Consider the following 11987-nt stretch of genomic DNA (forward strand, 5'->3'; position numbering starts at 1 on the left):
GGCCGACATTCGCTACGATCGCGCTGATCCGAACCATTTGTCACCGCAAGAAAAGGGGTGCTACGTTTTACCAATTGCGCTATTGAAGCGAATCGCGACTCGGTGACGAGTCAAACGACGAAACTAGGGGTAGAACGTCGTGTTCCAGAGAATTCTGCTGTTGCGAGCTTATTGCGCCGCCTACGTCCTGTTGTCGCTTGCGGCGAACGTCTGTGCCGCGGAAGCAAGCGATGATCGCGCGCCTTTGCGGTTCGGCATGTCGACCGCATTAACGGGACCTGTGGCCGATCTGGGGATCGAAATGCATCGCGGGGTTCTAGCGGCCTTCGCCGAAGCGAACGCGTCGGGCGGAATCCAGGGCCGCCAGTTGGAATTGATCGCATTGGATGATGGATATGAGCCAAGCGAAACAGGCCCCAATATCCGCAGGCTTATCGAAAAGGATCAGGTTTTAGCGATCGTCGGTAATGTGGGAACGCCAACAGCGATCGTCGCCGCTCCGATCGCGCGACGATCTGGCGTTCCTTTTATTGGTGCGCTCACCGGAGCAGGCGTTTTGAGAAAGACGCCTCCAGATCGGTACGTGATCAACTTTCGGGCCAGCTACGCCGAGGAAACGTCGGCGATGGTCGACGCGCTTGTCGCTTCCGGCATTCAACCGAATGAGATCGCGTTCATTACGCAACGTGACGGCTATGGCGACGCCGGCTTTTCTGGAGGGAGCGAGGCGCTCAAACGCCATGGCGTGGCGCGTGAGAATACAATCGCCCATGGTCGTTACGAGCGAAACACCATGGCGGTCGAAGGGGCGCTGGCCGACTTGATCCTGCATCAACCGTTACCCAAAGCCGTCATTCTGGTCGGCGCTTATGCTCCTTGTGCAAAACTAATTCGCTTGGCGAAGGAATGTGATATTCAGACGCTGTTTTTGAGCGTCTCGTTTGTCGCGCCCAATTCTTTAGCGGCTGCGCTGGGGGATCAAGCTGACGGCGTGATCGTCTCGCAGATTGTTCCTGATATCCACGAAGATGTGCCGATAAATCGGCAGCATCGTGCGGCGTTGGTCCAGCTGAAACAGCATGAATTGGCGCCGACGCCGATATCGCTGGAGGGCTATATCGTTGGTCGCATGCTAATCCTGGCGTTAAAACGAATCCCTGGTGAAATTGATCGTGACGCGATCGTGGTCGCTTGCGAAGGACTAGGGAGTTTTGATCTGGGGTTGGGCGTGCCGCTACGACTCTCGGGCGACGAGCATCAAGCCAGCCATGCGATCTGGGCAAGTCGAATCGAAGGGGGCGAAGTAAAACCGATGGAGTGGTCAGACGTGCGCGACATGGAGAGAAATTAGTGAACAGCAACCTAGAAAGGTCTGGAAAACACTCCGATGCTCGGCGATTAGTGTGGCTTTTGACAGGGGTCGGTTTGATCGCCGGTCTGATCGTCTTTTGCGTGACTGCGCCGACGCTGCAATACATCCAATATCAATACGAATCATCCGCCTCTCAGCGAAATCGGATTGATGCGGAGATCGCTGAGATTGAGCGAAATCTGATCGACGGTCGACGTGATTTCGCCGAGATCATCTTATCGCCGGAAGGCCAGGGACCGCCGCCGAATGATTTTGTGGAAATTCAGGATGAACCATGGTGCTTGGAACTGCGCAACGCGGTAGCGGACCTGCAAAAGGATCCCGATTTCCGAGGCTCGGAGGAAATTCGTCAGCTTTCTGAACAGTTGACGCAAATTCCCGGCATGTATCGCGAGGTCGTATCGTGGTCGGTCTCTATTGCAGCCGCCGAATCGGAAACGTCCAAAGCGCAAAGAAGAACGCAAGAGGCGCTGCATCAGATTCGCGCCTATTTTGACGAGATGGAAGGCAAGCGTCGCTTAGACTTGGCGCTCAAATTGCGAAAACATTCGCGTAAGTCTTCCGGTAACTTGACGGTCGCACATGATGATTTGGTCGAAAGCTTTCTTGACGCTGCACAATTCGAAGCGATCGGTAACGAGTTAATGCAGTTGGCCATTCTTTGTGAAAAATTAGCTGCTGAAAACGACGTCGATCAGCTTGTGGATTTGAAAGACAATGACCTCAAAGCGGCGTTCTCACGTCTAGAGCACACGCTGCAGCGATTTTCAGGAGATGAGGAAGCCGTTAGTCAACTTGCGATGTCGCTGCGCGTGGCGTTGTTTGGAGAAGGTAGCGTTTTTGACGACGCTCATCAAACCATCCATCCCGGCGATGGAGGGCTTTACTTTTGGCAGCGCGAAAAATTGTTAGGCAAGCGAGAGCAAGGTCCCACGTTACAGCGGGTTGAAGAAGCGTTTAACGCGTTTCGTCCTGTTTTAACCGACTTGGAGGCGCGATTCGCCAAAGTCGCCGAGCAACAACGTCGACATGCGGACCTGGTCGGATTGGTCGCTTGGTCGATTATGATCGTGACCGGCGTCATCTGCGTCTGTGCTTTTGTCTTTTTGGCGCGGCGCATCGCCGGAATCATTACGCAGCAAATCAAAGATGTCGAGCGAAAGTCCGCGGAACTAGAGATCAAAAATTCGGAAGTCCGCCTGTTGCACGATGTCGCCGAAGCGGCGAACAAAACGGCGTCGCTGGCCGAAACGACCGAGTACGTCATGCGACGATTCGCCGAACATTCCGGCTTTCTGTTGGCGATGGCGACATTCACCAACGAACAGGGGGCGCGGCGCCTTGTCGCGACCGAAGCTTGGAAGGACGCCGGCTTGCCAATCGAGCCGCTGGTCGCGTCCTGCGGGGTCGATCCAGCGGCGAAGCTATCGGTCCGTCCGCTGGTATTTGATCGTGACGATAGGCGATCACAGTATGGCGACGGACTCCGCAGCGGGATTGCAATGATGATTCGGCAAGACGCGTTTTTCGTCCATTGTCATTTCTTGTCGTCCGACATTGAACAGCCCTCTCCGCGGATACTACGACTCGCGGAGCATGCCGCAACGCGCTTGAGCCAAACCTTGGAGCGCGCCCAGGCAAACAGTCGTCTCCAGGAACTGAATAGCAAACTGATCGATTCGGCTCGCCATGCCGGGATGGCGGAAGTCGCCACCGGCGTGCTTCATAATGTTGGGAATGCGCTGAACAGCGTGAATACTTGCTTATCGTTCTTACGGGATAGTACGGCGCAGTCAAGCATTGTCGATCTACGCAGGACGCTCGATTTTGTGACCCAGCGATCCGGCTCGCTGGAAGAGTTCATGACCAGCCATCCGAAAAGAACGTTGATTTTCCCGATGCTGTCAGAGCTCGACACGCGTTTGCGGACCGAGAATGAAACGCAGCTTGCTGGAGTCGAGGATTTGCGTCGGCATGTGGATCACATCAAAAAGATTGTGGCCGTACAGCAATCGCTGGCTCGAGTCCAGTGCGTGCTGGAGCCGACCGATTTGACCCAGGTGCTAACCAAAGCGATCGAGTGGCAAAGTGATGCGCTGCGGCATCACCAGGTGGAAATAACCAGCGACTTCTCGGAACTCCCTTGGTTGCAGTTGGACAAGCATCGCATTTTAGAAATCTTTGGCAACCTCTTGAAGAACGCTATTGAGTCGATCGTCGAAGCTCGGGGGCCGCAGCGTCGGGTTCACGTCTGCGTTCGTCAACTTCGGAACGATCGCGTCACGATCGAAGTCAAAGACTCTGGGATCGGCGTGAAGCCCGAGAACCTAAAAAGCATTTTTTCGTATGGCTTTACCACCAAGTCGAACGGTCACGGATTCGGCTTACATAGCGCGAGTCTTTCGGCCAAGCAAATGGGGGGGCGATTGGAGATTGAAAGCGACGGCATCGGCCACGGCGCTCTGTTTCGAATCGTGTTGCCGTTTGTGCCGGTCGCTGAAGAATCGCTGGTCTAGAAAAACTTGGACTTGGCGATACAGATTTTGTAGGTTGGGTGCAGCGCAGCGAAACCCAACAATCGAATCTTGGGCGATGTGTTACAGAGCGGATTCCCAAACGACAGGTTCGCCCGGTGCGGCGCTGCGTTGCCGGAGGGCTGCTTCTCGTTGATAAAAGCTGGGATGAAGCCACTTTGCTTGTTCTAGCGGGACGTTGGCCGCGACGCTCAGTTTACGCAATGCGGCAGTGAGCAGAGGAGTCGCCTGATTGCCGTAGATCGTGCGCAAATGCGCCGCCGCCCATGCGTCCGCTTCCAATTCCATGCGTCGTGATTGCCGCGGCGTTGACCAGAGGTAGTAAGCCGAAAGCAGACAGGGGGCAGACGCTTCCAGCAGCGTCTGCTGCAAACCTTGGGGGGCGAGCCAGGCGGAGAGCCAATAGCGCACGCCTAGTACGACCGCCGCTGCAGCGACGATCGCAATCAGCCGCCGCGCGACATGCCGTAAACGCAGATGTCCCATCTCGTGGGCGATCACGGCCTCTAGCTCTCGGGGAGTCAGCGTATCGAGTAAGGATGCGGAAATCACCAAATAGCGAAACGGCGGGACGCAGCCAAGCAGCGCCGCATTGGTGATCCCGATGCTCTCAGGCCAAACCAGCAGCGGCGGCAAGCTGCGACCAAATTGCGATTGCAATCGTCGGGCCAAGTCGGGCGAGTCGACCGGCGTCAGTCCCCAACTGCGACGTAAAAATTCGGGATAGACCGCGATCAGAAAAATCACAATCAAAGCAATCGTCCATACGCCGCTATCGCTGGTCGGGCCGGCCAGACCGCCCCAGTGAGCGGCCGCCGATCCCAGCCAGACCGGACCGCACGTAAGCGGAAGCGACAGGCGAATTTCGGCAAGCGCCCGCGGAATTCCTTCCGCTTCGGAGAGCATCGTTAAACGAGAGAGGATCGCCGGCAGTAAGAGGACCGCTTCACGCAAAAGGGGAATTTCTCCCCATGCCGACGCATAAATGATTCCTCCCCAATTGCCGGGCCAGATCATCAGCAGCGACGTTGCGGCCCAACAGATCTCGGCGAGCAAACTTCGTTGAAAGCTGCGCGCGATGCTCCACTGGAACACTCCGAGCGCCAAGCAGACCATCCAGGATGCGAGCGGCTCGTCGACCGTCTCAACGGGGCGAGCGAGAAGCACGATCGTGCAATAGACGAGTATCTGCAGAAGCATGGGAAACGCCGTGGTGAGGAGGAACTTCCATGGTAGTCGCCGGGCTTTGCGTCGTACAACGAAAAGAGACTCCGCATCCGATTAGGCCGGTCGTAACCGATGTTCCGGCGCTTCTGGCCCGTAGGGTCCGCTATGAGGCCGTGAATTTTTGGCTTTGAGACACCTTAATCAGCCGTTTACCGCTAATTTTACGGATCTTTCGAGGGGCTAGGCTCTTTGTTGATTGTTTGCTCTGGGTTGGTTTTCCCTGCGGGCTGGGGGTTTCTCTTTCAATTAGGTCGCCATCGTGCTTCTTTGACGAGTTAGGGCGAGTAGGCGTTGGAAGTTGTGGGCCAGGGCGTGCCAGAGGGCGACGGCTTTCGCTTTGGCCAAGCTGCGGACATTGAACTGATTGAGCCCTCGGTTGCGGCAGGTTGCGTTACTGAACTCGGCCGAACTGGCTCGTTCCTTATAAATCTCCTTCGCTTCATCGGTGCCCATCCGAGCTCGCCACGCCTCCACTTCCTGGCTGTCGCCTGGCATCGGAGCATGCGGATCGCGACCTTGCGAACGCTTTTTTTCCTCGTCGGTGATGGGCAGATAAACGTTCGTTCCGTTGGCTTCCAGATGCGTGATCGCTTCCAAGTTCGAGAACCCGGCATCCGCCAAGTATTCCTCCGGTCGCTGCGAATAACGCTCGATAAGCTGTTCGTACATCGGTTGAAGTTGGCCTCCGTCGGTCCCGGCGTTCACCACGTCCAAGCCTACAATCACGCGGGTTTCGGTCGTGGTGGCGAACTGCACGTTGTAGGCCGGGCGAAAGCCGCCGTCTCCCATTTTCATCTTGCGAGCCTCGGGATCGGTCGTCGAAGCACGAGCCTCATCGCCCGAACCCTTCTTGCGACGTTCCATCTTCGGCACGATCTTTTCTCGCTCTTCCAACGCCGCTTGCACCCGTTCGGCTCGCTCTCGGGCCGCACGTTCGCGGGCCCCTTTCACGCGACGATCCTCGGCCGAAACGTCATCCGATTCGCGTTCTTCTCGCAACACTTTGAGTTGCTCTTCCGCCTCTTGCAAGCATTTTTCGAGCGTCGGCTTGCGGCGGAACGAACTGCTGCCGGCGCTGGCCCGCACCCGCATGCCGTCCTGAGCGACGCGGTTCAAGTCGATCAACTCTTGGTGCAGCAACGTGGCTACGCTTTGCGTCAGCAGCTGGTCGAGCCGATCCGCATGCCGCACGCGAAAGTCGGCCAGCGTGTGATAATTAACGGTGACGCCACCGCACATCCACAAATAGGTCAGGTGCTCGCGGCACATCCGGTCCAGCCGCCGGGCCGAACCGATGCCGTCAATCGTGGCCTGAAGCCACAATGCCAGGAGAATCTTCGGATCAATCGGGTTGCGTCCCACGCCCCCTTCGACCGCAGCAATCGGTTCGTAGAACGCCGCCAAGTCGAGCCCATCGACGTAAGCCCAAACCAAGCGGGCCGAATGATCATCGGTCAGCAACTCGTCCAACGCCAACGGCCGCCACTCGACCTGCTGCCGCTGAGCCTGCTGAACTCGAACCACTCCACCCCGTCCTTGCCGTCTAGCCATCGACTACTCCCCGAGAAAACAACTTTCAATCAGGGAGGATGATAACTGCGATCTGTCGAATGGGGAATAAAAATTCACACGCTCTATGAGGACCAAGAATTGGTAACGATTCGGTTCGGCCGCGCAGCGGATCCTACGAGGTCTCTTTCGTCATCCATCGCTATCGGAGATTTGGTATCCTAAGCGAAGTAAAAAAAGACGTGCGTTTTGACGCACCCTGCAGCCTTCTTTTTGCTGGACGGATCATGACGGACCTCGCATCATTCGCTGCCGATACTCCCCGCTTCGTTCGGCATTTGCTCGATTCGTATCGTCGCTGGGTTGGTGTCGAACTGATGGAGCGAACCGGGACCGAACCAAGCGATCTGGAGCAGTTGTTCGCGTTGCCGGTGGTGGTGGTTTCGCACGACGCGCAGGACGATCCAATTTTCAAATTTGGGAATCAGACGGCGCTCGATCTGTGGGAACTGAGACTTCCCGAATTTCTCCAGATGCCGTCACGCTTGACGGCGGAACCGCTGCATCGCGATGAGCGAGCTCGCTTGCTGCAGCGGACCGAACGGGACGGCTATGTCGACGACTATCGCGGCGTTCGCATTTCCAGTCGCGGTCGCCGCTTCTACATCGAGCAAGCGACTATCTGGAACATCGTCGACGACGCCGATACCTACATCGGTCAAGCGGCGACATTTGACCACTGGACGTTTTTGGAAGCAGGAGAGACGCCGTGAGAAAGCCGCCGCGTCTTTAGCCCGAGATGGTTACTTTCTCCGGCTCTTGCTTCGGGAGCGGTTTTGACTTTTCTTTTTCTGGCAGCGGCTCTGGTTTCTTGTCTGGCGACTTCTCCTCTTCGTAGCCGACCAGATCAGCTTCGGCTTTACCGCCGGGCATCGGCGTCTCGGCCTCTTCGGATTCATGCTTGGTATCGGCGAGATGTTCACTGCGAAAGTCAAAGGGAGCGTCGTACTCGACAGGAATCGGGCTATCCTCCGCTTTGCGGAAAGGATTGGGGAGGCCGATGCTGGAGCCGGCGAATTGGGCCCGGTCGTAGATGTTGCCTCCTTGAAACGGTCCGGCGCCAAGCAACCAGGTATCCTTCGCTGTTCCCAGCGACTGAGCGATGCCCGATTGCCAAATCGGTTGCCGCGATTCGCGATGATAGGCGAAGAGTGCGATTTTGGCGCCGCCGATCGTATTGCTCTTTTTCGCAAATGCGATCTCGGGGATTGTCGGCATCGGGGGAGCGGTCGGAAAGAGCGACGCGGCGGAACTAACGGCATTGCTAGAGGGAATGCCGTAGGTGACGGTGTGTCCCTCCGTCCCTAAGGCTCCGATGCGCGCTTCGACCACATAGTCGGCTTCGGCGGCGGAATCTTGCAGCAGACATCCGGCGGCGTTCATTTGCTGACGAATGGCGCTGGTGATGTATTCGGCGTTGACGAACCCGGCGCCTTTGACGTTTTGCAAATAGCGGGGATCGAGATAAACCTTTTCATCGCGCAGCGGTTGAAAGTCGATATCGGCGATCGCCTCGTCGACGGCATGCGAACTGACAAGTTGCTCAGTCAGCGTTCGATTGGATGTCGTCCCGCAACCGGCTGCTAGTAGCAGGCCGACCACGAGCGCGCCGCCGCGGATTGCGGCGAAAAATTGGAAGCTGGCGGCCATTGCGAAATGCGTGTCATAGGTGGGTGGAGGGAAGTGAGGCGGGATGCATTTGGTAGGAGGGACAACAGCGTGCTTGGATTGGTGGTGTCGCCTTGCGAGCGAACTATAGGAAAAGAGGAAGTTCCGCGAAACCGCAATTTTGTGAAGATATCACGCGAAATAGGCTTGATTAGGAGACGCTGACTGCCTGTCGCTCTGGGAGCATCGGACTTATAATAAGCGGTTTGTCTCCGAACGATCCTTATTTCCCAAGCGTGTGCCGAAAACGTGGCGACCGTCTCCGCTGAACCAGCTTGGCTTCCCTATTTTCAGCTGTTCCGGCTGCCGAATCTCTTTACGGCTTGGGCCGACATTCTGGCCGGATATCTCGCTGTCTCGCAGTTTTCTAGCGAAACGGCCAGTTTGACGCCGTGGCCAGTCTTTTTGTGTCTGATTGCGGCTTCCAGCCTGATTTACTCGGCCGGAATGGCGCTAAATGACTATTACGACCTCGAGCAGGATCGCCGCGAACGCCCGCAGCGTCCACTCCCTTCGGGCCGCATTTCACCGCGATTGGCCGCTTGGCTGGGCTATCAGTTTTTGCTGATCGGCGTGGTGCTAGCGTCGGTCGCCGGCTATCTGTATTCCGACTTGGCGGCGATTCCCTGGCGCGGGGGAGCAGTCGCGGCCGCGTTGGTCGCGTCGGTTTTACTGTATGACGCCGGGTTAAAAGCGACCGTTTTTGGCGCCGTCGCGATGGGATCCTGTCGTTTTTTCAATCTTCTGTTGGGGATGAGTTTGGCTGGCAGCTTGGCTGGTGACGCCCGATTTTCGCTCGTCGGATACGATATGGGCCAGCTTGCATATGCAGGCGGAATCGGCGTCTATATCGCCGGCGTGACCTGGTTTGCCCGGACCGAAGCGAAGGAAAGCGCACGGCCGATGCTGATCTTCGGCTTTGTGGTGCTGATCATCGGCCTGGGGCTGTTTGTCGCGTCGCCGTTGTTGGGATCCTCAATCATCCGCTTGCGATCGATGCAGACGTTTGGGTGGTGCGGCTTGATGACGCTTTTGGCGGTTTCGATCATCCGCCGCTGCGTCATCGCCATTGCCGATCCCTCCCCAAGCAATGTACAAGTGGCGGTAAAGCAGGCCCTGCTGTCGCTGATCACGCTCAACGCGGGATTGGTGCTGGCGGTTTGCGGGGCATTTTGGGCGGTGATTGTCGCGTTGCTCATTGTGCCGATGCTGTTGTTGGGCCGCTGGGTCTATTCGACGTAAACTAACAAAGACGGTCGCCGAGCAATTTTGGCAGGGGAAGCGTCGACGCGATGCAAATGAGATAAGCATGCGGATTGGCTATAACACGAACGGCTTTGCCCATCACGACCCGCTTGACGCGGTCGACGTGCTTGCGGACTTGGGCTACGAAAGCGTTGCGATCACCGTCGATCACGGGACGCTGACGCCGTTCGGCAATACCTACATGGCCGATCGTCAGGCGGATCATCTCGCCGGGCTTCTTCGTGAAAAGAAAATGACGTGCGTCGTTGAATCGGGCGCCCGCTTTTTGCTCGATCCCAAACAGAAGCACGAGCCGACCTTGGTCTCTCCGGCCAAGCATGGCCGGCAGCGACGCTTTGAGTTTATCCGCCACTGCATCGACGCCGCGGTCAAATTGAAAGCCGACTGCGTTTCGCTGTGGTCGGGACGTTTGCTCGACGAGGTCAACGAAGCGACCGCGATGAAGCGCCTGGTCGAAGCGCTGCAGCCGGTAATTGAATACGCAGAGTTGCAACAAATGCCGCTTGGTTTTGAACCGGAGCCAGGCATGTTTATCGACACGATGGATCGCTTCGCTCAATTGTGCGACCGTATCGATTCTCCCTTGTTTCAATTGACGCTCGACATCGGTCACTTGCAGTGTCAAAACGAATTGCCGCTAGGCGATTTCATTCGTCAGTGGGGTTCGCGGATCGTCAACGTTCATATCGAAGATATGAAGCGCGGCGTCCATGAGCATCTTCCCTTCGGCGAGGGGGAGATCGATTTCAGCGAAGTCATTCAGGCGTTGCAGGATGCGAATTATCAAAAAGGCCTGCATGTCGAATTGAGTCGCCATAGCCACGAAGCGCCGACCATCGCCGCCAGCTCGATGCAGTTTCTGCGTCCGCTTGTTCATCCACTCTAGACAAACGACTTCCCCAACCGGATAGAGATCGCTCGCTATGCCTGACAACGTCGTACTACTTTCGCTACCCGGACTGTCGCCGCAAGATTTGGCCCATATGCCGCAAGTGTCGGCGCTGGTCGCCGATGGAGACCGCGCCCCATTAGCGGCTAGTTTTCCGGCGGTGACCTGGCCCGTTCAAGCGAATATGCTAACGGGACAACTCGCAGTCGATCACGGCGTGACCGCCAACGGGTTTTACTGGCGCGACACCCACAAAGTCGAAATGTGGACCGCCGGCAACGAGGCGATCCTACAGCCGCAAATCTGGGACCTGCTAAAGAAGCATGATCCAGAGATCCGCACTTCGGCCTGGTTTCCGATGCTCAGCAAGCGCAGCGGCGCCGACTATGTCTGCATGCCGGCCCCGGTCCACAATCCGGACGGCAGCGAGACGATGTGGTGCTACACGAAGCCGTCTGACCTGTACGGCGACTTGCTGAAAGAGCTGGACGGTTTTCCGCTGCACCATTTTTGGGGCCCCATGGCCAACATCAAGTCGAGCGCCTGGATCGCTGACTCGGCGGCGATGGTCGCCGAGAAATTCCAGCCCCATTTCTCTTTCATCTATTTGCCGCATCTGGATTACGCCGCCCAAAAGCTGGGTCCGCAAAGCGACGCCCATAAACAAGCGGCTGCCGACATTGACGAAGTGATCGGCAAGCTGGTCGCTCGGATGCGCGCCGCACTGGGAGACGACACGCTGTTTTTGATTGCCAGCGAATATGTGATCGTGCCGGTCGACCATGTCAGCTATCCCAATCGCATCCTGCGTGAGGCAGGTCTATTGCAAGTCGAGCAGCGCGAAGATGGCGAACATCTTGACCTGGTCCGTAGCGACGCTTGGGCGCTGGTCGATCATCAGTTTTCGCAGGTCTACGTCAAAGACGCCCAGCCGAGCGTCATCCGCCGCGTGCAAGAGCTGTTTCAAGGCGCCGAAGGAATTGCGGAAGTCTTGGCGCTCGAAGAACGAGCCAAGTACTACATGGACCACGAAAGAGCAGGGGAGGTGATCCTCGTCTCGGCCCCCAATAGTTGGCAAGCCTATTACTGGTGGATCAACGACGACTTGGCGCCCGGCTTCGCACGCAAAGTCGACATTCACCAAAAGCCCGGCTATGACCCGGTCGAAATGCACTTTGACTTCGCGACGAAGAGCATCCCCTTGGATGCGACCTTGGTCAAAGGCTCGCACGGCGCTCCGGTCAACTCAGAACAGCAGCAAGGCGTGTTCTTATCGAGCCAGAAGGGGGTGTTCGCCGAAACCCCCTTGGCCGATACTGATGTTTGCGACATCGTGCTTCGCCAATTTGGCGTCTGAATCGAATCGCCAGTTCTGATCTAGCCGGTCAATTTGTCGGGTCATTCCGATCGTAGCGATCGTTTGACCCGGCTTCTCGGTTTTGCGGGCTGTCCGTTTTCGCCT

At 57.0% G+C, this 11987-nt stretch carries 9 protein-coding genes; 6 read left to right on the forward strand and 3 right to left on the reverse strand.

The annotated features are described in order from the left end of the window. The first annotated feature begins 139 nt into the window (after positions 1-139). Positions 140-1351: an ABC transporter substrate-binding protein gene (locus M4951_RS07720; protein WP_262025906.1), complete on the forward strand. Its 1212-nt coding sequence runs from the start codon at positions 140-142 to the stop codon at positions 1349-1351. A 50-nt stretch (positions 1352-1401) separates the two neighbouring features. Beyond that, positions 1402-3888, forward strand: a complete 2487-nt coding sequence (locus M4951_RS07725) for a sensor histidine kinase (RefSeq protein ID WP_262025907.1) — start codon at positions 1402-1404, stop codon at positions 3886-3888. An 81-nt stretch (positions 3889-3969) separates the two neighbouring features. On the opposite strand, the gene M4951_RS07730 is transcribed toward M4951_RS07725, so the two are convergent. Both M4951_RS07730 and M4951_RS07735 read right to left on the reverse strand, forming a co-directional pair. After that, positions 3970-5106 (reverse strand): M48 family metallopeptidase, encoded by a 1137-nt coding sequence (locus M4951_RS07730; RefSeq protein ID WP_262025908.1) that lies wholly within the window; start codon positions 5104-5106, stop codon positions 3970-3972. Positions 5107-5379: 273 nt separating this feature from the next. Beyond that, positions 5380-6684, reverse strand: coding sequence for an IS1182 family transposase (locus M4951_RS07735; protein WP_410050423.1), 1305 nt, complete (start codon positions 6682-6684; stop codon positions 5380-5382). A gap of 245 nt (positions 6685-6929) precedes the next feature. Here M4951_RS07735 and M4951_RS07740 point away from each other — a divergent pair, with 245 nt between their 5' ends. Next, entirely contained in the window at positions 6930-7415 is a 486-nt protein-coding gene (locus M4951_RS07740; RefSeq protein WP_262025910.1) for an MEKHLA domain-containing protein, read from the forward strand. Positions 7416-7431: 16 nt separating this feature from the next. On the opposite strand, the gene M4951_RS07745 is transcribed toward M4951_RS07740, so the two are convergent. Then, positions 7432-8352, reverse strand: a complete 921-nt coding sequence (locus tag M4951_RS07745) for a DUF6655 family protein (protein WP_262025911.1) — start codon at positions 8350-8352, stop codon at positions 7432-7434. A gap of 267 nt (positions 8353-8619) precedes the next feature. Between M4951_RS07745 and M4951_RS07750 the strand changes: the two genes are divergently transcribed. From M4951_RS07750 to M4951_RS07760, 3 genes are all read left to right on the forward strand, one after another. Continuing rightward, the gene (locus tag M4951_RS07750; protein ID WP_262025912.1) at positions 8620-9612 is read left to right on the forward strand and encodes a UbiA family prenyltransferase; all 993 of its coding nucleotides are present in this window, start codon (positions 8620-8622) and stop codon (positions 9610-9612) included. A gap of 67 nt (positions 9613-9679) precedes the next feature. Beyond that, positions 9680-10522 (forward strand): sugar phosphate isomerase/epimerase family protein, encoded by an 843-nt coding sequence (locus M4951_RS07755; protein WP_262025913.1) that lies wholly within the window; start codon positions 9680-9682, stop codon positions 10520-10522. A 37-nt stretch (positions 10523-10559) separates the two neighbouring features. Beyond that, positions 10560-11882: an alkaline phosphatase family protein gene (locus M4951_RS07760; RefSeq protein ID WP_262025914.1), complete on the forward strand. Its 1323-nt coding sequence runs from the start codon at positions 10560-10562 to the stop codon at positions 11880-11882. Positions 11883-11987: the final 105 nt, after the last annotated feature.

Origin of the sequence: Blastopirellula sp. J2-11, from assembly GCF_024584705.1 — a bacterium.
Classification (GTDB): Bacteria; Planctomycetota; Planctomycetia; order Pirellulales; family Pirellulaceae; genus Blastopirellula.

Excerpts from the sequence above, each read along its gene's own strand:
- M4951_RS07735 (WP_410050423.1), bottom strand. The coding sequence starts at position 6,684 with ATGGCTAGACGGCAAGGACGGGGTGGAGTGGTTCGAGTTCAGCAGGCT.
- M4951_RS07760 (WP_262025914.1), top strand. The coding sequence starts at position 10,560 with ATGCCTGACAACGTCGTACTACTTTCGCTACCCGGACTGTCGCCGCAA.
- M4951_RS07740 (WP_262025910.1), top strand. The coding sequence starts at position 6,930 with ATGACGGACCTCGCATCATTCGCTGCCGATACTCCCCGCTTCGTTCGG.
- M4951_RS07745 (WP_262025911.1), bottom strand. The coding sequence starts at position 8,352 with ATGGCCGCCAGCTTCCAATTTTTCGCCGCAATCCGCGGCGGCGCGCTC.
- M4951_RS07730 (WP_262025908.1), bottom strand. The coding sequence starts at position 5,106 with ATGCTTCTGCAGATACTCGTCTATTGCACGATCGTGCTTCTCGCTCGC.
- M4951_RS07755 (WP_262025913.1), top strand. The coding sequence starts at position 9,680 with ATGCGGATTGGCTATAACACGAACGGCTTTGCCCATCACGACCCGCTT.